This window comes from Streptomyces caeruleatus, from assembly GCF_001514235.1.
Classification (GTDB): Bacteria; Actinomycetota; Actinomycetes; order Streptomycetales; family Streptomycetaceae; genus Streptomyces; species Streptomyces caeruleatus.
Window position 1 is genome coordinate 135,482 of sequence record NZ_KQ948938.1, and the last position, 23,183, is coordinate 158,664.

At 70.4% G+C, this 23,183-nt stretch carries 29 protein-coding genes; 5 read left to right on the forward strand and 24 right to left on the reverse strand.

The genetic code is table 11. The annotated features are described in order from the left end of the window. The first annotated feature begins 115 nt into the window (after positions 1 to 115). Positions 116 to 2,869: an AAA family ATPase gene (locus tag AQJ67_RS35720; RefSeq protein WP_159058893.1), complete on the forward strand. Its 2,754-nt coding sequence runs from the start codon at positions 116 to 118 to the stop codon at positions 2,867 to 2,869. A 17-nt stretch (positions 2,870 to 2,886) separates the two neighbouring features. Further along, positions 2,887 to 3,252 (forward strand): 6-pyruvoyl trahydropterin synthase family protein, encoded by a 366-nt coding sequence (locus AQJ67_RS35725; RefSeq protein ID WP_062723606.1) that lies wholly within the window; start codon positions 2,887 to 2,889, stop codon positions 3,250 to 3,252. Between the two features lie 165 nt (positions 3,253 to 3,417). Here the strand turns inward: AQJ67_RS35725 and AQJ67_RS35730 are convergent, their stop codons facing one another. The 3 genes from AQJ67_RS35730 to AQJ67_RS35740 form a co-directional block, all read right to left on the reverse strand. Further along, positions 3,418 to 3,675 (reverse strand): esterase, encoded by a 258-nt coding sequence (locus tag AQJ67_RS35730; RefSeq protein ID WP_244190694.1) that lies wholly within the window; start codon positions 3,673 to 3,675, stop codon positions 3,418 to 3,420. A gap of 158 nt (positions 3,676 to 3,833) precedes the next feature. Continuing rightward, on the reverse strand, positions 3,834 to 4,010 hold the full coding sequence (locus AQJ67_RS35735) for a hypothetical protein (protein WP_244190695.1): 177 nt from the start codon (positions 4,008 to 4,010) through the stop codon (positions 3,834 to 3,836). Positions 4,011 to 4,113: 103 nt separating this feature from the next. Further along, the gene (locus AQJ67_RS35740) at positions 4,114 to 4,506 is read right to left on the reverse strand and encodes an SPDY domain-containing protein (protein WP_107123059.1); all 393 of its coding nucleotides are present in this window, start codon (positions 4,504 to 4,506) and stop codon (positions 4,114 to 4,116) included. Positions 4,507 to 4,716: 210 nt separating this feature from the next. Between AQJ67_RS35740 and AQJ67_RS47935 the strand changes: the two genes are divergently transcribed. The 3 genes from AQJ67_RS47935 (at position 4,717) to AQJ67_RS49785 (ending at position 5,538) form a co-directional block, all read left to right on the forward strand. After that, on the forward strand, positions 4,717 to 4,872 hold the full coding sequence (locus tag AQJ67_RS47935) for a hypothetical protein (RefSeq protein ID WP_159058894.1): 156 nt from the start codon (positions 4,717 to 4,719) through the stop codon (positions 4,870 to 4,872). A 118-nt stretch (positions 4,873 to 4,990) separates the two neighbouring features. Continuing rightward, a complete protein-coding gene (locus AQJ67_RS47940) occupies positions 4,991 to 5,191 on the forward strand; it encodes a hypothetical protein (RefSeq protein WP_159058895.1) in 201 nt (66 codons plus the stop codon). Next, positions 5,188 to 5,538, forward strand: coding sequence for a MerR family transcriptional regulator (locus AQJ67_RS49785; RefSeq protein ID WP_062723611.1), 351 nt, complete (start codon positions 5,188 to 5,190; stop codon positions 5,536 to 5,538). The genes AQJ67_RS47940 and AQJ67_RS49785 overlap by 4 nt, the downstream gene beginning before the upstream one ends. 140 nt (positions 5,539 to 5,678) lie before the next feature. Here AQJ67_RS49785 and AQJ67_RS35750 read toward each other — a convergent pair whose 3' ends face one another. The 21 genes from AQJ67_RS35750 to AQJ67_RS35850 form a co-directional block, all read right to left on the reverse strand. Then, positions 5,679 to 6,383 (reverse strand): SPDY domain-containing protein, encoded by a 705-nt coding sequence (locus AQJ67_RS35750; protein ID WP_244190702.1) that lies wholly within the window; start codon positions 6,381 to 6,383, stop codon positions 5,679 to 5,681. An 84-nt stretch (positions 6,384 to 6,467) separates the two neighbouring features. Further along, positions 6,468 to 7,322: an SPDY domain-containing protein gene (locus tag AQJ67_RS35760; RefSeq protein ID WP_062723616.1), complete on the reverse strand. Its 855-nt coding sequence runs from the start codon at positions 7,320 to 7,322 to the stop codon at positions 6,468 to 6,470. 98 nt (positions 7,323 to 7,420) lie between these two features. Continuing rightward, positions 7,421 to 8,215: a winged helix-turn-helix transcriptional regulator gene (locus AQJ67_RS35765; protein WP_062723618.1), complete on the reverse strand. Its 795-nt coding sequence runs from the start codon at positions 8,213 to 8,215 to the stop codon at positions 7,421 to 7,423. A gap of 32 nt (positions 8,216 to 8,247) precedes the next feature. Then, positions 8,248 to 8,718 (reverse strand): type II toxin-antitoxin system RelE family toxin, encoded by a 471-nt coding sequence (locus AQJ67_RS35770; protein WP_062723620.1) that lies wholly within the window; start codon positions 8,716 to 8,718, stop codon positions 8,248 to 8,250. Further along, the gene (locus AQJ67_RS35775; RefSeq protein ID WP_062723622.1) at positions 8,715 to 9,524 is read right to left on the reverse strand and encodes a hypothetical protein; all 810 of its coding nucleotides are present in this window, start codon (positions 9,522 to 9,524) and stop codon (positions 8,715 to 8,717) included. Before AQJ67_RS35775 ends, AQJ67_RS35770 begins: the two co-directional genes overlap by 4 nt. A 1-nt stretch (position 9,525) precedes the next feature. After that, positions 9,526 to 10,122, reverse strand: a complete 597-nt coding sequence (locus AQJ67_RS35780; protein ID WP_062723624.1) for a DUF4913 domain-containing protein — start codon at positions 10,120 to 10,122, stop codon at positions 9,526 to 9,528. A 96-nt stretch (positions 10,123 to 10,218) separates the two neighbouring features. After that, complete coding sequence (locus AQJ67_RS49790) at positions 10,219 to 11,142, reverse strand: DNA cytosine methyltransferase (RefSeq protein ID WP_244190703.1); 924 nt, start codon at positions 11,140 to 11,142, stop codon at positions 10,219 to 10,221. Then, positions 11,135 to 11,425 carry a DNA cytosine methyltransferase gene (locus AQJ67_RS49795; RefSeq protein ID WP_244190696.1) on the reverse strand — a complete coding sequence of 97 codons (291 nt, stop codon included), beginning with the start codon at positions 11,423 to 11,425 and terminating at the stop codon, positions 11,135 to 11,137. The genes AQJ67_RS49790 and AQJ67_RS49795 overlap by 8 nt, the downstream gene beginning before the upstream one ends. Next, on the reverse strand, positions 11,415 to 12,017 hold the full coding sequence (locus tag AQJ67_RS35790; protein ID WP_062723627.1) for a hypothetical protein: 603 nt from the start codon (positions 12,015 to 12,017) through the stop codon (positions 11,415 to 11,417). The genes AQJ67_RS49795 and AQJ67_RS35790 overlap by 11 nt, the downstream gene beginning before the upstream one ends. Continuing rightward, positions 12,014 to 13,195 (reverse strand): DnaB-like helicase N-terminal domain-containing protein, encoded by a 1,182-nt coding sequence (locus tag AQJ67_RS35795; protein WP_062723629.1) that lies wholly within the window; start codon positions 13,193 to 13,195, stop codon positions 12,014 to 12,016. Before AQJ67_RS35795 ends, AQJ67_RS35790 begins: the two co-directional genes overlap by 4 nt. Then, entirely contained in the window at positions 13,192 to 13,428 is a 237-nt protein-coding gene (locus AQJ67_RS35800) for a hypothetical protein (RefSeq protein ID WP_107123061.1), read from the reverse strand. Before AQJ67_RS35800 ends, AQJ67_RS35795 begins: the two co-directional genes overlap by 4 nt. A gap of 112 nt (positions 13,429 to 13,540) precedes the next feature. Beyond that, the gene (locus tag AQJ67_RS35805) at positions 13,541 to 15,334 is read right to left on the reverse strand and encodes a type IV secretory system conjugative DNA transfer family protein (protein WP_062723631.1); all 1,794 of its coding nucleotides are present in this window, start codon (positions 15,332 to 15,334) and stop codon (positions 13,541 to 13,543) included. A 127-nt stretch (positions 15,335 to 15,461) separates the two neighbouring features. After that, on the reverse strand, positions 15,462 to 16,163 hold the full coding sequence (locus tag AQJ67_RS35810; RefSeq protein WP_062723633.1) for a hypothetical protein: 702 nt from the start codon (positions 16,161 to 16,163) through the stop codon (positions 15,462 to 15,464). Between the two features lie 19 nt (positions 16,164 to 16,182). Beyond that, positions 16,183 to 16,680, reverse strand: a complete 498-nt coding sequence (locus AQJ67_RS35815) for a hypothetical protein (RefSeq protein ID WP_062723634.1) — start codon at positions 16,678 to 16,680, stop codon at positions 16,183 to 16,185. Between the two features lie 33 nt (positions 16,681 to 16,713). Next, a complete protein-coding gene (locus tag AQJ67_RS35820) occupies positions 16,714 to 17,484 on the reverse strand; it encodes a hypothetical protein (RefSeq protein WP_062723636.1) in 771 nt (256 codons plus the stop codon). Positions 17,485 to 17,513: 29 nt separating this feature from the next. Further along, the gene (locus AQJ67_RS35825; RefSeq protein WP_062723638.1) at positions 17,514 to 18,230 is read right to left on the reverse strand and encodes a hypothetical protein; all 717 of its coding nucleotides are present in this window, start codon (positions 18,228 to 18,230) and stop codon (positions 17,514 to 17,516) included. A gap of 86 nt (positions 18,231 to 18,316) precedes the next feature. Next, the gene (locus AQJ67_RS47180; protein WP_107123062.1) at positions 18,317 to 19,423 is read right to left on the reverse strand and encodes a hypothetical protein; all 1,107 of its coding nucleotides are present in this window, start codon (positions 19,421 to 19,423) and stop codon (positions 18,317 to 18,319) included. Then, complete coding sequence (locus tag AQJ67_RS35835) at positions 19,416 to 19,592, reverse strand: hypothetical protein (RefSeq protein WP_159058896.1); 177 nt, start codon at positions 19,590 to 19,592, stop codon at positions 19,416 to 19,418. The genes AQJ67_RS47180 and AQJ67_RS35835 overlap by 8 nt, the downstream gene beginning before the upstream one ends. Before the next feature lie 82 nt (positions 19,593 to 19,674). Continuing rightward, positions 19,675 to 21,192: an ATP-binding protein gene (locus tag AQJ67_RS35840; protein ID WP_062723642.1), complete on the reverse strand. Its 1,518-nt coding sequence runs from the start codon at positions 21,190 to 21,192 to the stop codon at positions 19,675 to 19,677. A 19-nt stretch (positions 21,193 to 21,211) separates the two neighbouring features. Then, positions 21,212 to 21,667 carry a DUF6238 family protein gene (locus tag AQJ67_RS35845; protein ID WP_062723643.1) on the reverse strand — a complete coding sequence of 152 codons (456 nt, stop codon included), beginning with the start codon at positions 21,665 to 21,667 and terminating at the stop codon, positions 21,212 to 21,214. Positions 21,668 to 21,710: 43 nt separating this feature from the next. Then, positions 21,711 to 23,180 carry an SCO6880 family protein gene (locus tag AQJ67_RS35850; RefSeq protein ID WP_062723644.1) on the reverse strand — a complete coding sequence of 490 codons (1,470 nt, stop codon included), beginning with the start codon at positions 23,178 to 23,180 and terminating at the stop codon, positions 21,711 to 21,713. Positions 23,181 to 23,183 lie beyond the last annotated feature (3 nt).

The following is a 23,183-nucleotide window of genomic DNA, read 5'->3' on the forward strand; positions in this document are numbered from 1 at the left end:
CATGTATGTCTCGCTCGGTCCCGGAAAGCCTTCGTAGATCGTCATACGTCAAATACCCTGATCGCGCGCGTTGTTGACGTGGTGCATGGTGAAGTCGGCGAGATTAGGGGGCGCAGTGGCGGCGGTGTTCGTCGACCGTGAGGACAGCCTGGACGTGATCGGGAGCGTCGCGAGGAGGCTGGAAGAGGGCACCAGCAGCGTCCTGGTCGTCGAGGGCGACTCGGGCATGGGCAAGACCTCCCTACTGGCCGAGGTATGTCGCAGGTCGTCCGGCGGAGCCTGCCGTGTGGTGCTGGTCAGTTGTGTGCCAGGACTTGGCAGGGGTGGCGAGTACGGACCGTTCCTCGACGCCCTCGCGGGACTGAGCTCAGCCCCGCGTGCGGGGAAGCGCAGGTCAAGGTGGGCCCGCGCGCTGGGACGAGGAGCCGTCTCCGCCGCGCCGGCGTTGGTCTCCCTCGCGATCCCCGGAATCGGCGGCGTGGTCGACGCGGGAACCGTGGCGGTCAAGTCAGCCCTCGCCACCGGGTCCCTTCCGGCGGACAGCCTGGGCTCGGTGCGGACCATCATGGCCCACCAGATCAGCGAGGCGTTGTTGACGGAGGCGCGCGATGGCGCACCGCTTCTGCTGCTGATCGATGACATCCAGTTGCTCGACGAGGGGAGCCGTGAACTCCTGCACCTACTGCTGCGCAAGCTCGAAGGCGAGCCGCTCAGCCTGGTGCTGGGCCTCGGCTCCTACACGTCGACGACAGCGAGTGGCGCGGAGATGGAGCAACTGCTCCACACCTGGGAGACGAGGCACAACCTGCTGATCGCCCGCCACCGGATCGGGGCCCTGCCGGACTGGGCTGTCGGTGACCTTGTCTCGGCCAGGCTGGAGGGTCAGGACGTTCCCGTCGGCTTCGCCGAGCAGGTGCATTCGGTGACCGGTGGGCGCCCCGTCTTCGTGGACCAGATACTGAAGCTGTGGCGCCCCGGTTACGGGACGGACGTACCGCTGCCAGACGAACTGCCGCACGCGGTGCGGGAACGGTTCCGGGGTATCGACCCCGAAGCCCAGGAATTGCTCGTCCTCGGGGCCACCGCCGGCCGGTTCTTCTTCTCCCACACGCTCGCCGAAGTGACAGGGATGCCCCAGATCCGCGTTCAGGATCTGCTGCACGGCGTAGCGCGCGACCACGGACTGGTGCGCGAACGGCGCCGTGCGGACATGCCCCGCTGGGCGGACGCACTGCACACCGACTGGTACGACTTCGAGCACCGAGCGCTCCAGTGGTGCATTCGTCAAGGACATCAGGACGAGGGGGCGCGGCTGCTGAGGCACGCACAGGTGGCCGATGCCTTGGAGAGACTGCCGCGGGCCGGCGAGGATCTTCCGCGCGAGCTCCGCGTCATGGTCGCCGAACACCTGCGTGCGGCCGGGCCCTCCCGCGCTGCCGCGAGCGCCGGCGCCCACTACCGGCTCGCCCGATCCGTGGCCGTGGACGAGCTGGCGTTCGTCCAAGCCGAAAAGTACTGCCGGACGGCCCTCGACTCGGCCCGGCAACTTCCCCTCGGAGACGCGGAACGCGACCGTCTGCTGGTGGAGGCGGCCGAACTGCTGCTGAGCCTCACCGAGGTGCGCTGGAAAGGCAACGGGAGCGAAGCGGAGTCTCCCAGCATCGACACGCTCGCGGCCGAGGCCGAGGAATCGGCCCGCCGCCTTGGTGACCCGCTGCTGATGGCCCGCACCGCGCTGCTGCGCGGGAAGACCCTGCTGGCGGTGCACGGTCTCGATCCCTCGCTGGAGAAACACCAGGAGGCGGTCGCTCTCGCCCGTGAGTGCGGTCCGGAGGGCACCGAAGTGCTCTACGTGGCGCTGGTCGAGTACGGCCGCCAGCTGCCCAAGCGCGACCTGGAAGCCGGCCTGAGAGTGTTGTTCGAGGCCGAGGAGCTGTACGCCTCCGCCGCCGAACTCGGCGATGTCGCGAGCCCGCTGCTCCAGCACGCACGCAACCTCAACGAGATGCAGATCGGCGTCAACCTCTTCGACGCAAGCCGCTTCGACGAAGCCCTGCAACGGCTGCTGCGCTGCGTCGAGCGGTTGAGCGGTGAGGCGATGCGCGGCGAACTGCCCATAGCGTTGAACTACCTTGCCCAACTCCATATCGCCATGGGCGACATGGAGGAGGCGGAGGCCGCGCTGGCCAGGGCGCTGGCCTTCGAGGAGGAGTACCAGGAGGAGCGCCAGAGCATCAGCGGCTGGCACGCGTACAACAACGCGCTCCTGGCCCTGATTGCCTCCCGCACACCTGAGCGCGCTCCGGAGGCGCTGGAGCGTATCCAGGCAGCATGGCTGGAGACGCAGGAGACGTGGCTGGTCAACCTCGTGCCCATCGTCCGCAACCTGTACGTGGACGTGCTCTTGGCCTTGGGGGAGGACTCCAGGCTGGCGCTCCAGCTGATCAGGGACACCCTTGTCGAGACCGAGACCACGAAGATGGAGCGCAGCCGCATCGCCGCGTTCTGCCTGCGCAGCCGTCTCCGGCTCGCGGAGGGCAATACCCGGAGCGCGGTGGAGGACGCCAGGGCGGCGTACGCGATCCTCGAAGAGCGGGGTGCGATGCCCGCCCTGCGTACGGAAGAAGTGCTGTACGACGTCTCGCGCGCCCTGGCCGCCGACGGCGCCGACGAGGAGGCCGCCGACCTGCTGGAGCGGGCTCGTGCCGAGGTACGCCGCAAGGCGGACAGCATCGGCGACCCGCGTCGGCGGGCACACTTCCTGAACGCCGTACCGCTCAACCAGGTCCTGTTCGCGGACGTGCCGTCGGAATCCGGCGGGATCGCGGTTACAGTGCGGGACCAGGGTGATGCGCAGACGCAGGAGTAGAGGGGGAGGCGGAAACCGTGTTCACGATAACCAAGGAGTTCCACTTCTCCGCGAGCCACGTGCTCGACCAGCTGCCTGCGTGGCACCCCTGCGCACGCATGCACGGCCACAACTACATCGTGGTGCTCGAACTGTCTGCCGAGGACGATGCGCTGACCCCCGCGGGATTCGTGCGGGACTACAGGGAACTCGACGCGTTCAAGAAGTGGATGGACGACACCCTCGATCACCGGCACCTCAATGAAGCGATGGGGGGGGGTGCCTCCCCCTCGGCGGAGAATCTCGCCAAGTGGATCTTCGACAGGTGGCGTGACGAGGTACCTGAACTCACGGCGGTGAAGGTGTCGGAGACACCCAAGACGTGGGCGGTCTACCGGCCGTAGCGGCGACTTTCCTGCTTCGAACGGTTCCGGGGCTACTCGCAGACGCCACCAGATCTCCGCACACTCGGGGTCACCTTCGCGACCGGGGAGAGCCGGGCCGCTGACCGCCAGCAGAGGGTTGCCCCGGCTCTCGGGGCAACCCTCGGTACTTGAAGCGGGTGACCGTCAGTTGGCAGCCAGGTGGTTGGCGAGGTGCAGCGCGTCCGTGGCCACGGACAGGGCGGCGTGCAGGCCGGTGACCTCCAGCAACGTGGGGTGCACCACCGGAGTCCAGTCGCCGAGGAGACCAGGCCAGTTGGCGAGCAGGACCTCCGTCGCAGCCAGACCGAGGCGAGCGGTCACATTCATTCCGCCCTGGAGGTCGGATTCCCAGCTCAGCAGGATGGAGCCGGGGCGGAGCGGAGCAGCCGCAGTGTCAGTCATCCAAACCGTGTGGATCGGCTGCGTGGGTAGCGGGGGGATAGAGCGCAGAAGGGCGCCGCGGACGGATCGGGGCATGGGGTGGTGGACCAGGTCACCGAGGAACAGACGCTCCGAGGAGTTGACCGGCGACGCGGTCGGCCGGGTGATGTGGCGGCAGGTCATACGTTGGACCAGTTCAGCTGGTCGCGGACCGCAGGCGGGAGGACGCCCTCCTGCCCGTTCTCCGCGATGTAGACAGCTCCGTCCGATCCCGTGATCTCCACGATGGGGCCGATGCGGTGGGCGTACGGCCAGTCCGGGTTGATGGCGAAGTACACGGGTAGATCGGGATCCACGGTCTGAAGCTGGCGAATCAGGTGGCCAACTGTGATCACGTGGGGCAAGGCAACCTCCTGGCTGGGGAGAAGTGAAGTACTCGGGTGACGGTTGTCGCCTGCGTCAGATGCAGGTGCAGTAGTGGGTGGGGGAGGCGATGAGGGCACCGAGGAAGCCGGCGACGGCCTGTGCCGGAGTGTCCGGTCCGACGGTCTGACGCCAGGCTGCAGAACCGTCCTTGTCCGTGACGTGGATGTGCCACAGTTCGCCGCGCGCCGCTTCCCGGCTCTCGGGGAGGAAACCCACATACACGCGTCGGTCGGGGCTGGAGCAGTGGACGTTGCAGTCCAGGTCGGCGACGACATCCCATCCCTGGTCCTTGAGCAGGTCGGTCACGGGTCGGGCGCAGTGGCATTCGAGCAGCCACTCACGCTCGCTGAGGGCGGGCGGAGGAAGCTCGGCGAGAGGCCGGAACGGGGTGGTGGCGGTGAGCGTCACGAGCAGAGAACCCTTCATTGACCTGCGGTTTTTCCGGGCTCCCGTACGTTGACATGGTCTCGGGTGAGGTCTCCAGTCGTTGCCCGAGGTGGGCGTCTGCCGTGGGCGAACTGGCCGCAGCCACGACGGGTGATGTCCGGCCAATGCGGAATGAACCGGCCGCAGTTTCAGCTGGTGTGGGAGCGACCGTTCATGGAGGCGAGGGGAAGTAAGGGGGGAGGAGCTGGTTTGGGCAGCGAGGAGATCCGTGTCCGTGACGAGGCTGTCGACGATGCCGAAGCGGCGCCGTTGGGCCGGTCTCGAATGGCTGATGGGCGGCGGGTCGAGCTGAGCGTCGAGGAACTGGTACGGCTGGTGGATGCCGAGGCCGACGGACCGCTCTGAGCGCGTGCGGAGGGCCGGGCCCCGGGGGTCGCTCGAACGCACGAATCGCACATCTCCTGCGCGTCTTGCTGGACCCGCTATCGGGCGATGCTTGGCCTGTACGAAGGCAGGAGATGTGATGACCAAGGAAGAGCGCCACGCGATCCTCACCCCGGCAGAGATCGCGGATGCCCGTGCCCAGGCCGACCGTGCGATCCGCACCGTGGGCATTCCCCCTGAGCTGATCGCCCAGCTCAGACCGATCCTTGCCCCTGCTGCTAAAGCCCTCGCAGCAGAGCAAGCTGAGCGTGAACGGCTGGCTAGAACGGGGGCGGCATGAACCTCGTGGACAACGCACCGTTGCCACCCCCGGAGGACATAGCCCGGCTGCGTGCCCTGCTCCGGCTGTGGGAGCGGCCCCTCACCGAGCGGACTGCTCATGCCCGGGTCACCGCGAGCGATGCCGACGAAGGCCGCTCGAAGTCCAGTAACGGCGCGTCTCTCGATGAGATCCGCTCCTGGCCCGCTATGGTGAGCGTCCCCAAGGCCGCGACCGCGCTCGGCGTCTCAAGTAGCCACCTTCACGCACTGATCAAACGGGGTGAGTCGCCGGTCAAGCTCGTGCCCCTCGGAGGCCGTCACCGCGTGATCACTGCTTCGCTGGTGCGTTTGCTCGAAGGCCCCTGACTGGGAGACGACCATGCGTCGTATTTAGTGGGGGAGCTCGACGGTGACGGCCATGGCCCCGGGCGGGCATCTGCGGACGGGTCTGATGGGACCGCCGAGTGCATTACCGGTCACGTGGTTTCCCCCGTGGGGTACGTCGGTTATCGACGCCGGAAGGTGCGGACCGGAAGGGCGGCGCTGGGACCGGATGCTGTCGCGGCCGTGGGGGCACGCACGACGGCCCGGGGAATGGTGGTGCGAGCGCGGGCGGCAGCGGCTCGGCGGACATCCAATGGAGTCGGTACCGGTGGTGTGACTGGCGTGATGTGGGCCGCTCCGCGGTTTCGGGAGGGAACCTCGGGCACGTACCGGAGCACGGGTGTGGGGTCGGCGAGGCGCGCGGTGGTCGCCGCGATCAGGTGGATGGGCGTGTGGGAGGTGAAAGAGGCGTACCAGCGTGAGTGGTAACCGTCCTTGCCGCCCCACAGCAGCCATCGGTGCGTGTCGGAGTGCAGCTCGGCCTGCGAATCGGGGAGTCGGCGCGAGTAGGTGAGGCCGGCCAGTTGGTCGGGGGCGGTGCATGTGGTGGCGGCCCACGTGTCCGTGCGCTGCCACCCTGCTCCTGTCAGGGGCCGCAAGGCCTCGTCGATCCGATGGTCCATACCGGACAGGTAGGCGTCCGGCCCCTTCGTGTAACTGCTGGCGAGGACAGTGGTGAAGGCGGTCACCAGCTCGGTGGGGGTGGGTGTGTCGAATGTGGCCATCCAGTGCGGAGGGCCGAAGGGATCAGCGTCAGCTCGTCGTCGTGGAGGGCGAAGCCGTGATCGAGGAGGGGTGCGAGGGCGGGGTCGCCGGTGAAGGTGCAGCCGGCGAGGTAGAGCGGGGAGACGTACAGGTCCCCGTCGGGGGCGGTGATCGGCACGGTGGGACTCCGGGGCTAGGGGTGAGGGTTAGCGCTGCCGTCGGGAGCCGACGTGCGTGGCGAGCGCGGTCGGGGCGGCCAGAGGCGGAGGTACGTGTATCGCCTGGGCTTGGGTGCTGCGCGCGAGCGCCGCTGCGGCCCGCGGGCCGGGCCCGGCCGCGTCCGCGCGGGCGACCGAGACCAGTGAGCGGTGCCGGTCGGGGACCTGGTCCAGGGCACGTGGCACGGGAGTGGGGTCCGTGAACACGGCGGTGGAGGCCGCGATGAGGTGCTGCGGCGTGTACCGGCTGAAGAAGGCCTGCCAGCTCGGCGTATACACGGGGTCGGGGCCCGCGGACATCCGCCACGTCGACTTCTCGGGCGTGAGCAGCTCGTCGTACTCGTGCAGCCAGCCGACGCTCATCTGATACGTGGCGTGGCCGTCGGGGGAGACTGTACGGAACGGTCGGGTGCCGTTTACCGGCTCCCACCGATGCCGTGCCGTCAGGGACGCGGGGCTGATGCCCGTGTAGCGCCGGCCACCGCTGAGGAAGTCGGCGAAGTTGTTGTGCACTCCCTCGACGAGGGTCCCAGTGAAGGCGGCCACGATCTCGTGGGGTGTGTTCCGGTCGAACGTGGTGATCCAGTCGGGAACGCCGAGCGGGTCCTCGGCGTAGGAGATGGTCCACCCGCCGTAGAAGCTCTCCAGGGCGTTGGCGACACGTACGCGCTGGCACGGGCTCGTGTAATACGTGTCGGTGCCGAAGGCGACGGCCTTGGTCCAACCGGGAGCGAGATCTAGGGAGTTGAAGATGCTGCGGTTGCCGCCAGGACCGGCGAGGTAGCCGGGGCTGACCAGGACATCCGCGTTCGGGTCGAGGGCGAGGGGATCCAGGCTGGACATGAGAGGGCCTTCGGGCGGTGGGGCACGGGCCGCTGAGCGGCTCGCGTGGGGGCACGTGGGCGCGGTCGAGCGGCGGCATCTGGCTGTCGGCACTGGAATCACCTGGTCCGGGACGGGTGCGTGAGTGCGGTGACGTACGCCGGGACGCGCGGTTGCGAGTCGGGGATGTGCGAGAACAGCTCGGATGAGGCCACCGGACTGCGGTGCACTGCCGCGCTCGCGCGTATGGCGTGCTGCGCTGTCGCACCGTGCTCGTCCGGGAGGGATGTCGCTGGGTTTGCCTCGCGGGCGAACTCCGCGAGTTCGGCGTACACCGGTGTGAGCCCGCGGGCCGCGGACGTCAGGGTGTACTCGGCGCCCCGGCCGGAGAAGGGGCTCGTGCGGGTGATGAGCTGGTCGGTCTGGAGCTGCGTGATGCGGTAGTGGAAGGAACCGGTGGAGAGCCCGGCTTCGTCTCGCAGCGCACCGTTGGGCAGGGGACCGTGCTGCGCGAGGGCGTGGAGGAGGGGGATCGTGCCCTTCCCGCGCAGTCGGCCGAGCGCGTCCTCTACGCGTTCTGCCTCAGCGAGTGACGCCGTGCGGTCGGTGAGGTGGGTACGGTGCCAGGCCGAGAGCGCACGGTGGACGTGTTGGGCGTCGCGGCCGACCGGTGTGAGGTCGTATACCCCGACCTGAGGACGGTCCAGGAGGTTGCTGGTCTGCATGCGGCGCACGATCTGTGCCATGGCGTGGACACCGACCCACGGCAACGCGGAGTTGATGTCGGCCAGGCGCATGGGGCCGTGCTGCTGGATGGTCTGCAGGGTCCAGGTGGTCCAACGCGGTGAGAGGCGGGCGACGGCTTGGTCGACGAGTTCGGTGTGACGGGTGGGCGTGGTGGAGAGGTCGGGCACGGTGGGGTTCTCCGAAGGGTGGTTGAGTGCCGTCAGCGGGACCGTGTGGCGCGGTTCGTGGCGGAGGTCGTTGCCGCGGGTTGCTGGGTAGTGGCGACCGGCTGCCCGCCGCGGTGCTGAGGGGAGCGAGCCCTGGCGGCTTGGGCCCGCCGGTCGTGTGGGGACGTGACGGTGGCCGCCCGTTCGCGCTCCAGCCGGAGGGCCGCGGTGCGGTAGGCGGCCTGGTCCTGGCGCTCGCCGACGGCCAGGAGGTAGATCTCCCGCTTGTGCTGGGAGGAGGCGGGAGCGTCCCGGTACTGGATGACCAACCGCCAGCGTGTTTCCGGGTCGACGTAGACCTTGTGGCAGCCCGCCAGTTCGCGCTGGAGGGCGGCACCGCGTTCGTTGCCGTGGACCAGATGCTGCAGTTCGAGCAGGGCCAGGTCGCGGATGTTCTCCGGGACGGCGCGCAGGTCGGCGAGCGCCTCGGGATGGGCGGCGAAGGCGTACCGTGCCCGGTTCATCGCGCGCGTCCACGGGAGTGCGTCGGGGCAGGTCCTGTCCCTGACTGCGGCGGTGATACGGGTGCCGGAGCTACGGCGAGGCCGTTGCCCGTGACCGTGGAGCGAGCGCGGGCGGCTGCCGCCCTGCGGCTGACGGAACCCGGTGGGGCAGGCGCTAGGGGGAGCGGCGAGTCCCGCTCCATGATCCACGTATCGGCCTCTTCGGCGCTGGTGAAGGCGCCCTCCCGCAGGGTGTAGGAGCGCATGTCCTTGGTCGTCTCTTCGAGGAAGAGGCGATACGGCGCATCCGCGGAGTCGGGATGGCTGTCGTAGACGAGCGTGCGTACCTCGACGCCGACGTCGAAGGAGCAAGGGTTGTCGGTGTAGTGATCGAGGACCTCGTACCGGTTGTCGGAGTTGGCCCGGAGCAGGTCCTCAAGACGTGCCGTGAGGCCGTCGGCAGGGCGTGGCCCGTGGGGGTGGGATCCCCTGACGACTTCCGGCGGGCAGCCCCGGCGGATCAGCCAGTTCTGCGCCAGCGGAACGACCGGGTGACGCTCGGAGGCGAAGTCGAATGTGCGCTGCTCGACGTCGCGGGTGATGTGCAGCGTGACATACTCCGCCATCCCCGGGATGTCCCAGATCGCGGACCGGTCGTACAGCAACAGATGGCTGTCGCGGCCGTCGGCGCTGTGGTGCTCGGAGAAGGGAACGAACAGGTCGTCCGAGAGCGTGACGGAGGAGAAGCCGTCCTCGATCTGCTCGGTGGCGGCCTGGAAGCCGTCGAGCCGGTACTCCGGCGCTGAGGGTTCGTGCGGGCGGGCCATCTCAGACTCCGGCGGGTTCGGGCGAGGCCAGCAGCCGGTGATGGGGACGGGCCGCACTGGTGGTGCAGGCGCCGAACGGGCCATCCGGGGTGCGCAGTTGTAGCAGGGCCGGGTCGAGGTGGTCGCGGTGCCAGGTGGAGGGACCGGTGAGGCCGGCCTGGACGTCGGTGAGTTGCTGCCAGGCGAGCCAGAGGGCGTGCAGCCGGGCCACCGCCTCGGGGTGCTCCTGCCACTGATGGCACCACGGGCGGCCGGTGGTGATCTCCCGTCCGTAGACCGGCAGGAGCAGGTTGTGCACCCAGTTGGTCAGCGCGGCCAGTTCCACGGCATACGCCTGGGCACCGAGCGCCAGGATGAAGACGGAGGCCGGTCCGTCGTTCTTGGCGCCGTCCGCGTAGGGGGCCGACGCCGGACTTTCAGGGTGCTCGGAATCGGCTGGTTCGCCGTCCTGTGGGGCGGGCTGGTCGTCGGTGAGCCGGGCGAGCGTCTCGCCCTGCTTGCGGCTCTCGGCGACGAGCCGGGTGACCGTGGCGACGAGGTCGTCGAGGTCGTGGTCCGGTATGCGCACCGGCTCGCTCTCGTGGGCGGGTTCGGACATGGCTACCCCTGGTGCAGGTTCTGGTGGGTGGGGTGACGAGGTTCCGGAGAAACGGGGGTTTGGCCCGGCCGGGAAAGTGGGTGTAGAAGGCCCAGGTCAGCGCCGCGCGCGATGGCGGCACACGGTCCCGGGTGGGGCCAGGATCTGCAGGGCGCGGGCGGCCTGCTGGGGCACAACTCCGTTGCCCAGAGCGGTTAGTTGGGCGGGGCGGCCCAGCCCCGGCGTGCCGGTCACCCAGCCGGGCGCAAGGCCTTGCATCCACTCCACGAACCGCGGGCTGAGGCGGCCGGCGTCGTCGGTCGGCCGAGGCGCTGGACGGGTGGCCCGCTCCCAGCGGGTGATCGCGGCGGCGTACGGCCCCCAGATCTCGGCCCGTCCCCCGTGGCCAGCGGGTCCTCGAACAGCGGCAGTGACTGCGTGAGCGGAGCCCTGCCCATCGAGCTCTTCCGCTGCCCGGCCGTGCGTGTGGACGTGGCATCCGGGGCGGGCCGCAGGCATGCCGCCGCCGAGGGCAGGGTCAAGTCCCCATTGCCGTGGCGCTGGTTGGGCGAGCCCTTGGTGCCGTCCGAGGCCTTCGGGGTGGGCAGGAGCCACTCGACCTCGTCCGCCAGGTTCGGGCCGTGGCCGCCCTGCTTGCGCTTCGCCGGATGCTGACTTCCCCCGTTGGCCCCCAGGTTGCTGGTCGGAGTCTTGAGCAGCGGTGATCCGTCCGGATGGCCAGGCCGCGAGGAAGATCCGTTCGCGACGGTGCGGGGCTCCGACGTCAGCGGCGCGAAGCACACACCAGCGTGCATCGAACCGGATGTCGGCCAGGGAGCCGAGTACGGCACCGAGTGCGCGCACAGCAGGCTGGCCTGCGGTGTCTCCCAGACACCACGGGCAGAGTTCCACGTCGCCAGGGGAACCGGCGGGCGAGGTGAGGAGCCCCCGGACATTCTCGATCACCACCAGGCAGGGGTTGAGGGCTTCGATGGCGCGAACGACGTGGTGCCACAGGCCGGACCGGGTGCCATCAGCCAGTCCGGCGCGACGGCCGGCGACCGAGACGTCTTTGACAGGGGAACCCGGCTGTCAGGACGCAGACCTCCGGGACTTCGGCCCAGTTCACGGCCGTGATGTCGCCGAGGTTCGGCACGGTGGGCCAGTGCCGGGACAGGATCCGGGCTGGTCCTGGATCGATCTCGGCATGCCAGGCGATCGTTCCGCCGAGCACTGCCTGGACGCCGAGATCCAGACCGCCGTACCCGGAACACAGGCTCCCGATCGACGGCGGAGCCTCCGCCGAGGTCAGGTCAGCGGCCATGGCGGGGCGCCGGGGTGTAGGCGAGCCGTACTGGACCCGGGGCGGGCGGTTCCACGGGCAGGCGGTAGATCGAGTTCGTCGGTCGTGCGGATCGGCTCAGCGCGGCGAGAACACGAGGTGGGGTGCCGTCGATCCAGTCGGCAGCACGCCGCAGTTCGACAAAAGTCTCCTGCAGCGAGTCCACCGTGAGGTCCAGCCGGTCCTGCGTGACGTCGAACGCGGACTGGCGGGCGTCGCGCAGATTCGCCGAGGCTGTGGCTTCCATGTACCTGCGCAGGAATCCCAGCTGTTCGAAGGCCTCGGTATAGTTGTTCATGGCGCGTCCCGCCGGTGCGGACGCGCTGGTGTAGGCGGCGATGACCGGGCCGAAGTCGAGTCCCGGGTCGCTGTCGGTGGCGCGGAAGAGGACCTCGTCGGACAGGTCCTTCACGAGTCCCGTCAGTGCGCCGAGATGATGGGATGCGGTGGCGAGGTCGGGCAGGGTGCTGTGCGTGTACGACCGGACCACTTCAGCTCGGAGCTGCTCGAACTCCAGGGCCAGCGCGTACAGTTCGTCCTTTTCCAGGCCCGCTCGGCCGGTGTGGTCGGTCATGACGGACTCCGATGGTTGTGCCGGTCGGGAAGCGCGGCGCACGAGGCCGCGACCGGCGCCGAGGGAGCTGGGGAAGCTGTAGGGCGGCTGCGGGCCCGGGCCGCCTCGATGCGGGCGGCAGGCGGTGACCCACCCGGCCGACTGGTCGGTCGCTGCGGCTCGGGGGCAGCTTCGTGCGTGCGATGCAAGCGGCGGCGCACGTCGTCCAGCGGACCGAGAGCGTGCAGGGCGTAGCCGATCAGCCGTCCTGGGGCCAGGGCTTCGTCGTCGGCGAGGGCGCGCACCTGCCGGGCGACGGCGGCGGCTGTGCGGACGAGCGAGGCCTGGACGACCTGCTCGCCGAAGTGCTCGGCCACACCGGAGAAGGACAGCGGGTCGCAGATCCTAAGGACGCGTTCGGCGTTGAGCGTCCCATCGGACAGCGCGCCCCGGCGCTGGGTCTCCCACAGCACGGTCAGCTGGTCGATGGGCTCGCTGCGGTGATGCAGGGCGCCCAGGGCGCGGTAGATCTGCTGGTGGCCGATGTCCGCGAAGTCACCCGGACGCAGCCAGTCGACGACGTCGAGGAGTTGCTCGGGCCGGGCGCTGATGCAGCCGAGGAGGAACTCCTCGTCGGCGAGGACCTGTTCGTCGACAGCTTGCGGCTGCTGGGCGGGCGACGTGATCGGCTCCGGTGGCGGTACCGGTCGCGGCTCAGTTCCCCACCGGAGGGCGAGATCGGCGAGCACGTCGGACAGGACCTGGGCGTGGTGGACCGTCTCCTCGACTCCACCGCGGACTGCGTCGGCACGCGCGGCCTGGTGGAGGCGGATGGCGTGCTGGGTGACGCTGCGGTGGATGGCGCCCTCCAGGACCATCCGTCCGTAGACGGGCGCATGGGTGGGGCGCGGACATGCGGAGATCAAGGAGTGGGCGTACGACGCGGTCAGTCCACGGGCCAGGGTGCCGGCCTCCCGCACCGTGTCCGTCACCCAGGACAGCGGGATAGGGTCTCCGCTCTTTGCCTCTGTGGCTGGGTGACCGTCGGCGTGGAGCTTGAGCATCGCGGCGTAAAGGGCCGCGTGTACCGGACGGTAGAAGTGATCGGGTCGCAGCCAGGGCGAGAGCTGGTCGAGTTGGCCGGGATCCAGGAAGACCGAGCCCAGCACCGCCTGCTCGACTCGCATGAGTGGAGTCACGGCTGGTCCTCGCGTACGGCCGCGCGCTCGGTGCGCAGCTTGGCGACGGCGCGGTCGGCGGCGGCCATGTCAGCGGCGAAGCGGTCCAGCTCGCTGGTGAGGCGAGGCTCCGAGGCGGGCATCGCGCCGGCCGGGGTGACCAGCCACCAGTGACCCTCTCGGCGTACGGCGGGAGTGTCGGCGAGCCGCTCGGACGGGCGGATGGATGCCCAGGTTGGTACGGGGTGGGACACGGAAGCACCTCAAGAACAAGGGGGACGTCGAGCAATGGCTCAGGGACGCGGCGGGGGGACGGGGAACGCCCGTGCGTGCGTCTCGTGCGCGCGGCGTGCCGGGTTGGTGCTGTCATGCGGCCGGGCCGAAGTCGTCGCGGTGCAGCTGCTTGGCCAGCGCGCGCTCGGTGATGGCCGCGGTCGCCTGGGCGGAGGCGGCGCCGAGCCGGTCGGCGTCCGGCTCGCGATACCAGGGCTTGAGCTCCAGGAGGGCGGGACGCACGCCGGTGGCCAGCAGCAGTGCGGAGCCCTTGGGCAGGGCCCGGATCGCGTCGGCCGGCAGCACCCGCTCCTGACGCATCGACACCGACGTGGACTTGCCCGACTCGCTGGTGGACACGGAGACAGTGCGTACGTCGTGGTCGCCGACGAGACGGGAGAGCTTGTCCGCGAAGTCGGCGTCGTCGATGCCGGAGCCGACCAGCTTGATCGTCGCGGCGGACCACAGGGCGTCCATGCCGGCCTCGCCCCAGACCCGTACGCCCTGGCGGTAAGACTGGAGGATCGTGATCGGGATGACGCCCCGGGAGCCGAGGTGGGAGTAAAGGTCCGGCAAGTCGGCGATCTTGCAGACGTTGGCAGCCTCATCGAGGATCGCGAGCAGCGGGGCGTCGAGGCGCCCGCCGTCGCGCTCAGCCTGGATGACGGCCGCCCGCATCACCGCGTCGGCGGCTGCGGCGATGATCGCCGAGGCGGAGCCGCCGCCGTCCTTCGACAGCAGGAACAAGGTGTCCTTGCTGGTCGCGAACGCCTCCGGCTTGAACTCCCGTACCTTCTCAAGGCCGTTGGGAGGGGTGACCCAGGCGGCGATGCCCGGGTCGAGGAGGCAGCTGGCGTACTGCCGGGCGGTCTCGAAGATGCCGTCGCGGGTCTCGACGGCGCCGGCCACGGTGCCCTGGAGCTGGGCGGCGACGCCGTCGAGGCCGGCGTCCTGTAGGAGGTCGATGGGGGTGCGGTCGGCGGGGGAGGCGAGCCAGGCCAGTACGTCGGTGATCGGCCGGTGGTCGCGGGCCGCGGCGAGGAACAGCGCGGTGAGGGTGTTGGCGGCGGCGGTGGACCAGAAGTCGCCCGCGTTGGACTCGTCCACGGAGGCGGTCACGAAGTGTCCGGCCAGCCGCCGGGCACCGGCGAGATCGTGGGCATCGGCCAGGATGTCCCACCACATGGTCTGTGGGGCGTGGGCGATCTGCTGCGGGTCCAGCGTCCACACCGTGCCCACCCGGGCACGCTCGTCGAGGGTCGCCGTGAAGGCGTCGCGGGCCGCCTTGTTCGAGGTCAGCAGCACCGGGCCGGGGGCGCGCAGGATCGCGGGGATCGCCAGTCCCGAGGTCTTCCCCGAGCGGGGCGCCATGATCGCGAGGAGCACGTCCTCCCAGGACGAGCGGACCTCGGTGACCCCCGGCTTCAGCGTGCCCAGCAGTACGCCGCGGTCGTCCGGGGCGACGGCCTTGGGCTTGGTGCCCTTCAGGCTGGGCCGCAGGTCGATGGCCTTCGCGGCGATCTTCTTGGGCAGCAGGTCGGCCAGGTCCCGCTGACCGGCCAGCCCGTTCGGGTTCCGGCGAACGCGCAGCCACAATCGGCCGCCGAGGATGGCCGCCGCGGTGAGCGTGGCGGCGGGCAGCAGGTAGCAGCCGGTGAGGATGGCGGGCCGGGCGAGATGGGGCCAGAGGAGTGCGGGGTGCAGGAGCGCGTTGGTCGGCTGGAAGGCGGCCCACGGGTCGGAGCCAACCAGGACGTTGGCGAGATTGCCGAACAGCCAGGCCAACGAGCCTCCCGTCATGCCGAGAGCGGCGATGCCGATCAGGAGGTAGAGGAGGAAGTCGGTGCCGGTGGTGGTCGAGGGCGTGCTGGTACGCGGAGATGGCAAGGCGGGATCCAGAGGGGTGCGGACCTACGGGTGGCAGCGGGGCGGCGAATGGCTCTGGTGATCACGAGCGGGCTCCTGGCGGCTGTGGCAGTGAGCAGGGAAGTTGGGCGAAGCAGCGGGGGAACGGTCAGCGAGACCGGCCCGGCCGGGGCGTGTTGGGCGGCGTGACGGAGGGCTCTGCGACGTCGGGCGTGGCTCCGGTGCGCGGGCGCGGAGCGGTTGCGTAGTAGGTGGCGACGCCTTCCTGCCAGCTCCGCTTCCAGGGCGGTCCGAGCCCCTGCATCTGTAGGCCGGCGTCGCGCATGTCTTCGGCGAGAGACGTGAGCGTGGCAGCGGCGTCCTCGCAGAGGTGGGACAGGTGCCAGCCGTCATCGGTGTCGGCAACGTTGGCCTGTACAGCCGCGGCCTCGAAGAACTCGCCGAGGCGGACGAGGACGCCGTCCTCTGGGTCCACGATGTGCTGGACGAGGCTGGCCGCCCCCGCATACGACCCGGCTCCGTTGAGCTGGTCGGTCAGGGACAGGATCTGGTGCCCGTACACGCGCTTACCGCGGGGATCGGTGGGCGTGGTGATCCGGTTGACGTCCAGGTCGGCATCGAGTTCGACCTGGTAGCCGACTGCGGTGAGCATCCGGGCAGCGTGGCTGGCCATCTGGTTCTCGCGCTCCTCGCCCATGTCCCAGGGCAGGCGGTAGCAGAAGGAGCGCGGGGTGGTCTCGATGACGAAGCCCGCGTGCTTGAGGAGGGTAACGGCCAGTTCGTCACCTCCCTCGGCGATGACGTTCCCGGTCGGCTCGCGGGTGATGACGACATGGGGCGTGGTGGACATGGAGGCCTCCGCGGGCGGGTCAGAAGTGGGGGTTCTCGGTGGGCCGATCGCCCGCGGTGGCGGCTGCCAGCAGCTCGGGCAGGTCGGCGGGATCGGCGTCGCGTTGGTCGATCCACCACCCGGCACGCGTCAGAGGGCGCGCGGCGTCCTCGATGGCGGCCCACTCCGCCTCGCTGGTGGTGCCTTCGGCGACGAGGGCGGTGTACGCGGCGGCCATGAGTTGATGGCGGCAGCGGGTGCCCCAAGCGATGGCGCGGTCGGTGCCCTCCAGCGGAGGCATCCGATACCGCGTCGACCACTCCTCGGCCTCGGCCTGCTCGGCGGCACGCTTCTTCGCCAGCCACTCGGCCTTGGACTCGGCGTCCTCGCCCTGGGCGGCACGCCAGCAGTCGGTGCAGTCGCGCTCGGCGAGCCAGCGGGCGTAGCCGGCACGCCGGTCGGCCGGACGGTCGGAGAGATCGACTTGCGTGGTGTCTCCGCAGGTGTGGTTGATGGTCCAGATCTTCTTGACGGCCATGAGTCGGACTCCTTCGTGGGATCGAGAGGAAGGTCAGCGCGTACGACGGGGGCTGGACGGGGCGGCAGGTGCACGGGCTGCGTCGTCCGGCGAAGCGGACTGTGTGGTCGGGCGGTTCGGGGAGGAGGCGAGAGCGGCGCGGGCGCGGGCGGTGTGCGTGACCGACGGAAGCTCGTACCGGGGCAGCAGCGGTACGTCGGCCAGGGCCGGGGCGTCTTCCGGTGTCACGTCCGGCATGACCGCCAGGTCGAGCTGGGCGGTGACGAGCTGGTCACCGAGGAACGCGACGTGGTGGGCGATGGTGCGCAGGTGCTGGCCCAGCTCGCGGCCGTTGGCGGTGCCCAGCCGGTCGCACCAGGCGGCGGCCGTGTCGATGAACTCCTCCAAGTCCCCGACAACGCCGTGGTGTTCGTCGAGGATCTGGTCCAGGACGTCGGCGACATCGGCCGAGCGGCGCAGCTCGTGCAGTTCCCCGGTCAGGGCGGTCAGCGACTGCCCCGGCAGCGCCTGACGTGCGGCCACCCCGTCCGATGTCGGGATCGGCGGCGGCAGCATGATGCGTGGATCGGCGGCGACCGAGAGGCCGACGTCCTGGAACTCGCGGCTGGCACGAGCCACGGCCCGCACCGCCGTGTTGTGCGGGGTGTCGTCGGCCAGCGTGTAGAGATCGAGGGTGCTGTTGTGGCGGAAGTGGTGCTTGCGCAGTACCTCGTCGAGGACCGGGTGATCGTCCGATACGGCGGCGACCACACCGAACTCCGGGTGGACACCGAAGGCGACGTCGGGCTCGAGTTGCAGTTTCATGCTGAAGGATTCCTTCGGGTTCGGATGGCCTAGCGGGCGCGGGCCAGCTGCCAGGGAGCCTGGGCCGGGCGGAAGGCGACAGTGACGTCGGGCCGCTGCGGCACCGAAGTGCTCGCGCGGGCCGGGGAGATGGCGGTGGCGGCCCGGACCCGGCGCTGCGAGGTCGCAGGCGTCGGATCGGGACGTCCGTTGCCGCGGATGTACGAGAACGCGTCGAACGCGAGGGCCGTGCTGTCCAGCCGCGTCTCGACGTAGCGCAGATCGCCCTCGCCGTGCAGCAGTACGCCTTCGCCGGTGCGGACGTCGGTGCCGACCGCGCGCAACGTGCCGTCGGGATCGCGGACCTGGTCGTGCACGACGATCCGGGCGGCCCGGATATCGGCGTCGAGCGCGCGGGCGGAGGCGGAGACCGCCTCCCCAGCGCCGAGGAACTCCGGGGCGGGGGTGTTCGCCTGCCCGTCGAAGAGACCTCGGCCAGGGTTGGGCTGGTGGACCGGCTTGAGGTCGTACACGGCGTCGGAAGTGACGCTGTACTGCGCGGCACGCAACGACTGAACGGCCTGCTGTCCGCGCCGCGTCAGATCACGGTCCGGCTCGGTCAGGGCGTACAGGCGGCTACCGGGCAGCCGCTCGAAGCCGACCCGCCGCAGCATGTGATCGGCGACGTGGTTGTCATGCGACATCGCGGCCACGACGCCGTACTGGGCGTGGTGGGCGACGGTGATGTGAGGGCGTATTTCCGCCACGAGAGGTGCACCTCGCAGAGGTCGGGGCCATGCGGAGGACGAGGATGTGGCCCGAAGACGGATTTGGCGGGGCCGGGGAATGTGCGCTAGCGCGATCGGCGCACGCGGTCGTGCGCGAGGAGGCCGGGCGGCGCCTCAGTGACGGACACCGCTGTCGTCGCGACGCCCTGGCCGACCGTATGAGGCGACCGGGCGCGGGCGGCCTGGACCCGCGCGGACTGCTGCGACCTGACCGGCCGGCCGCGCTCGGCTTGGGCCATCTCGACGAGCACGCCGCCGCTCTCCATCCAGGTCAGGGAGTAATGCCAGCCTTCGGCATTGCGCTCGACGACAGCCTTCGCGAACGCGGCCCCGGCGCGCGGGTGATCCGGCAGCAGCGCACCAGTAACGAACTCGAGGTCGGCCTGCACGCGCGCGCCGCCCTCCAAGGCCTCGCGCAGCACCCGAAGCCGGTACGGCCACCGCCCCTCCGCACGATCCTGCGGATCCAGGAACGGGAGCATCTCCTCGGCGTGGGCGACCAGAGCAGGGCCGTGGTCGAGGAAGGGAGCGAACAGAGCCCACATATCCGCATCCCGTTGCTGCTGGCGCAGGTCGTAGCGCTCATCAAGGGGCCAGTGGTCGGCGTCGCACAGACTGTCGGAGATCGCGTCCCACTCGGCAAGAACTCGCTCACCGGCAGCTACCGCCACGGCGACCTGCTCGACGCGTGCCGCACGTACGGCCTGCTCGTAGCGGGGAAGCAGCCGGTCGGCCACCGCCGATGCCGCGCGCGCCGGGTCCGCATCGACGACGATCCCGTCGGGTGCCTTGACCCGGTCCGCGACGTCGCTGCCGCTTGGCTGCAAGGCGGCGACCAGAAACTCCCGTGTGCGCCGCGGGCGGTCGACGACGACCAGTTCGCAACCGGTGCCGGTGGTCAGTACGGCGCGGCGGGATAGCACGAACCGTTCGAAAGCCCACTGCACATGCCCGTCGTCCCAGAGCCGCTCCGCGAGCGGGGGCTGATCGGCGTACGCGGCATGCTCCTGGGTGACGGCGGTCCAGGAACCGGGCAGTCGGGCGGCGAGATCCTGGGCGAACGTCGCAAGGTCCGCACGCTCGCTGGCCTTGCGGGCAGCGAGGGAGACCGGGTGGTCTGCAGAAGGAGACGCAGGAGTGCCGGCGGCGGGCGTCGGTATTCGTTCAGACATGACGCAAGCCCGATTCCTGCCGGGCGCCGAGCCGCCGGGATTCATCGAGAGCGCCGAACGGGCCTGTGGCCAGGGGGATGTAGCCGTGAGAAGCGTTGACCGTGGTGGCGCGGAGGTAGCGCTGGACGAGCCGATGCATCGCGCGGCGGATCTTGTACTGCTGAGACATGAAGGGGGACATCCTAGGAACGCTCGGAGCGGGAAGACGCGGGGGCCGGGACGTGGCGCCGGCCCCCGAAGGGCGGGATTGATCAAGGACGAGTGATCGCGCCCATCCGGGCGTCCGTGTCAAACAACTCGCGCTCCCGCGAATGCAAAAGATGTTGAGTAATGAACGATCGACCCGCCACCTTCCACAGGCCACGCCCCTTGGTGAGAGCGGAGACAGCCTGCGTCTCGACGCCGGTGAGCCCCAACAAGGCTGTGGCGGAGGCGAGTTGGTCGGCTTCCTGGCGGTAGATGATCCGAGTGGAGCAGTCGGTGAGCAGGCCCTCGGCCAGGGCCCGACCCCGGGAGCCGGCATCACCGGCGGCCAGCAGGTCGCTCAGGCGGTGGATGACCATCAGGTTCGCGATGCCCAGGCCGCGGGAGAGCTTCCACTGGCTCTGCATCCGCTCCAGCAGCGCGACGTGACGCATGACGCGCCAAGCCTCGTCGTAGATCACCCAGCGCCGTCCTCCAGAGGGGTCGGCCAGCGCGGACTCCATCCAGGCCGAAGCACAGGTCATGGCCAGCACGAGCGCGGTGTCATCACCCGCGCCGCCCAAGCGGGACAGGTCGATGGACAGCATCGGCGCGCTCGGGTCGAACGCCACGGTGCTCGGCGCGTCGAACATCCCGGCCAGGTCGCCGTGCACGAGTCGGCGCAGTGCGTGGGCGAGGTCCTCGGCGGCGTGCCCGAGGCGGCCGGACAGCTCGCCGAGCGCGGCATCGAGGCGCTCGGGGGAGCCGAGGACATAGGCGACCTCGCCCAGCAGGGGCGTGGTGCCATTGGCCTCGGCGTAGGCGACGACCTGGTCGAGCGCCACGTCAAGGGCGGTGTGCTCCATGGGATGCAGCTCGCGCCCCAGGACCGTCTTCGCGAGCGAGCCGAGCAACAGCAGGCGCCGCTTGCGGACCTCGGTGATCCAGTCCTCCTCGCTGACGCCGTACGGCCGGGCGGGCGCGTCCAGAGGGTTCAGGCGTCCCGGCAGGCCGGGGCCGAGGGCGATGGTCTGTCCGCCCAGCTCCTGGGCGACGACGGTCCACTCGCCCTTCGGGTCGCACGGCACGTAGATCCGGTAGCCGAACGCCACGGCGCGCACCGCGAGGGACTTGGCCAGGGCGGACTTGCCCATGCCGATGATCCCGGCCAGCAGGATGTTGGGATTGGTGAAGCCGTCGAGGCGCCCGTACAGGGCGAACGGGTCGTAGGTGAACGCCGCTTCCGCATGCACGTCGCGGCCGATGTAGATGCCCTGCGCGCCGAGACCGCCTTCCGCAAGGAAGGGGTAGGCCCCGGAGGCGGTGGCCGTCGTCATCCGGTGGGCGGGCAGCTTGAGACGGCCGCCGCGGGCGGAAGCCGGCCCGGGACGGCCGGCGGCCGGGTAGGTGGCCCGTAGCTCGGGGTCGAGACCGGGCGCGGTCGGGCGCGCTGCGGGGCGTGCGGCGTGCCGGGCCTGGTCGCGGGCGGCGGCGAACTGATGACGGGCGGCGCGTGCCGTACGGCGGTCGCTCTTACGCGGGACGAACAACGGGCTGGCGCTGGCGCGGGTGGTGCGAGAGGCCATGAGGTGGTGCTCCTGATGGTCAGTGGCGGGTGAGGCCGGTGAAGGGGTCGCGCAGGTCGGCCGGGGTGTGGTCACGGCGGACGCGGGTGGCGGTGGCCAGGTGGCGCTGGCACACGGTGAGTTCGGGCGCTCCCTCGGGCCGCCGGGCCCGGCACGCCTCCCGGGTGGGGAGGCAGCCGGTGCCGGGGTGTGGGGCGGCGTGGAAGGCGGCGTGGAGGTGTTCGGCTGCCTGCCACAGCCGGATCCGGCACGCCCGCAGGTGGTCGCCCTCCGCCCTGGCCACCGGGGTGGTGCGGGCGGTGTGGGCGTCGAGCAACCCGTACAGCGCGACGACATGGGCGTGCAGGGAGTCGAGTTCGGCACGGCCGGCGGCGATAGGGGCGACCGGCATGTTGATCGCCTGGTGGAAGTCGAGCGCGGCGGTGGCGAACGGGACGAAGTCCGGAGCCAGTTCGGGCAGGGGCTCGGTCGGCATGGGGGTGCCCTTCGGTAGAGCGCGAGAGGATGGTGCGGGTGCGCTACGGGCGGGCGAGGGGCAGGGCGGCGTTGGTGAAGGCCTCGGCCTGCTGCCAGGTCAGAAGGCGCAGGTCGACGAGTGCGGCGACGGCGGCCGTCTCGATCGCGGCGCAGGAGGCGTTGAGCTGCTCGTCGGTGTCGGCGCTCACGGTGAGCAGGCCGGTGAGGGCGACGTCGGCGTGTCCGGCGATCAGCTGGCGCTCGCGCTGCTTGATGTCGGCGTACTCGACCGAGTCCTCCTCGGAGTCGACCTGGCCCTTGCGCTGCCGCTCGGCGGCGTCCGCGATCACCGTGGCCTTGCGGCGCTGTACATCCTTGAGCGCGGAGTCCAGGCCCTTGGGCTCGTAGGTGAGCGAGAGCGTGCGGCGCACGCCGGAGGTGAACAGGAGCTGGTGCAGGAAGCCGGGTGAGGTCTCGATGCGGGGCCAGTTCTCGATCCAGAACGTGGCGTGGTGGGCCGAGTCGGTCTGGATCCGGTCGGCCTTCTCGACCAGGACGACGGGTCCGGCGGCAGCGGGTTCGGCCTGCGCTCGGCCCGAGGCCGACCACTGGTCCAGGGCGGCCGACGCCTTCGGGTCGTACGCGGTACGGATCACGGCGGCGATCTCGGACGCGTCCAGCCAGCCGCTGGGCGTGAGACCGGAGTTGCGGGCGGCCTGGTCGAAGGTGGCGGTGAGCTGGGCCAGGACCGCGAAGCTGCCGGTGAGTCCGCCGCCGGCCTGGTTGATCAGGCGTCGGGCGGCCTTGAGGTCGAGGGCGAGCGCGACGTACGCCTCGTGCGGGGCCGCAGCCGGGCCGGCGGCGGCCAGCAAGTCGCGGTAGATGGGGCCGGCGAGGTGGGTCTCGGCGTTGCCGTGCTCGTGCCAGTAGCGGTTGAGCGCGTCGCCGGAGTCGGGCACCGTGCGCTCCAGGACCTGGACGCGGGCGATGTGCCCGGTGCGCGACAGCGCCGCCAGCGTGCGCCCCCAGCCCGCGACGTTGCTGGCCTGGGTGGCCGGGTCGAGCAGAGCGAAGGCACGCGAGGAAACCTTGACGACCGCGGTGAGCGTGCCGTGGTGCGGATCGTGCACCGCACCGAAGCGACCGTGCGGGGCGGTGACCACCCGCAGGGACGCCGCCGTGCCCGGGAGATGCAGCAGGCCCTCGCGGCGCGGACGGGTGGACGGCCGGGCGAGCCAGACCAGCTGGCCCCGGAAGCGGCGCAGCGCGTACCCCATGGCGATGGGCCCCCAGTCGGCAAGCGACCGTCCGCGATGGCGGACGAACACCGCCGCCAGAATGACCGCCCACACAGGGATGAGCTTGAGCGCGCCGGTGACGCCAGAGGTGAGCAGCACCGCGAGCAGCAGCAGCCCGGTCACGGTGACGACGATCAGCTGAGGAGCCGACAGGCCGAGCAGGATGCCGCGCCGCGAGCGATGCGGGAACTTCACGGTGGCCGGGCCGTCGGGCTGAGAGGTGTCGGAGAGCATGGC

What these genes read in the sequence shown, in the direction of transcription:
- AQJ67_RS35780 (WP_062723624.1), bottom strand. Translation starts at nt 10,122, where the DNA reads ATGTCCGAACCCGCCCACGAGAGCGAGCCGGTGCGCATACCGGACCAC.
- AQJ67_RS35810 (WP_062723633.1), bottom strand. Translation starts at nt 16,163, where the DNA reads ATGTCCACCACGCCCCATGTCGTCATCACCCGCGAGCCGACCGGGAAC.
- AQJ67_RS49785 (WP_062723611.1), top strand. Translation starts at nt 5,188, where the DNA reads ATGAACCTCGTGGACAACGCACCGTTGCCACCCCCGGAGGACATAGCC.
- AQJ67_RS35730 (WP_244190694.1), bottom strand. Translation starts at nt 3,675, where the DNA reads ATGACTGACACTGCGGCTGCTCCGCTCCGCCCCGGCTCCATCCTGCTG.
- AQJ67_RS35740 (WP_107123059.1), bottom strand. Translation starts at nt 4,506, where the DNA reads ATGAAGGGTTCTCTGCTCGTGACGCTCACCGCCACCACCCCGTTCCGG.
- AQJ67_RS35850 (WP_062723644.1), bottom strand. Translation starts at nt 23,180, where the DNA reads ATGCTCTCCGACACCTCTCAGCCCGACGGCCCGGCCACCGTGAAGTTC.
- AQJ67_RS35840 (WP_062723642.1), bottom strand. Translation starts at nt 21,192, where the DNA reads ATGGCCTCTCGCACCACCCGCGCCAGCGCCAGCCCGTTGTTCGTCCCG.
- AQJ67_RS35775 (WP_062723622.1), bottom strand. Translation starts at nt 9,524, where the DNA reads ATGGCCCGCCCGCACGAACCCTCAGCGCCGGAGTACCGGCTCGACGGC.
- AQJ67_RS35815 (WP_062723634.1), bottom strand. Translation starts at nt 16,680, where the DNA reads ATGGCCGTCAAGAAGATCTGGACCATCAACCACACCTGCGGAGACACC.
- AQJ67_RS49795 (WP_244190696.1), bottom strand. Translation starts at nt 11,425, where the DNA reads ATGGCCGCTGACCTGACCTCGGCGGAGGCTCCGCCGTCGATCGGGAGC.
- AQJ67_RS47940 (WP_159058895.1), top strand. Translation starts at nt 4,991, where the DNA reads ATGACCAAGGAAGAGCGCCACGCGATCCTCACCCCGGCAGAGATCGCG.
- AQJ67_RS35820 (WP_062723636.1), bottom strand. Translation starts at nt 17,484, where the DNA reads ATGAAACTGCAACTCGAGCCCGACGTCGCCTTCGGTGTCCACCCGGAG.
- AQJ67_RS35760 (WP_062723616.1), bottom strand. Translation starts at nt 7,322, where the DNA reads ATGTCCAGCCTGGATCCCCTCGCCCTCGACCCGAACGCGGATGTCCTG.
- AQJ67_RS35835 (WP_159058896.1), bottom strand. Translation starts at nt 19,592, where the DNA reads ATGTCTCAGCAGTACAAGATCCGCCGCGCGATGCATCGGCTCGTCCAG.
- AQJ67_RS35790 (WP_062723627.1), bottom strand. Translation starts at nt 12,017, where the DNA reads ATGACCGACCACACCGGCCGAGCGGGCCTGGAAAAGGACGAACTGTAC.
- AQJ67_RS35770 (WP_062723620.1), bottom strand. Translation starts at nt 8,718, where the DNA reads ATGAACCGGGCACGGTACGCCTTCGCCGCCCATCCCGAGGCGCTCGCC.
- AQJ67_RS35845 (WP_062723643.1), bottom strand. Translation starts at nt 21,667, where the DNA reads ATGCCGACCGAGCCCCTGCCCGAACTGGCTCCGGACTTCGTCCCGTTC.
- AQJ67_RS47180 (WP_107123062.1), bottom strand. Translation starts at nt 19,423, where the DNA reads ATGTCTGAACGAATACCGACGCCCGCCGCCGGCACTCCTGCGTCTCCT.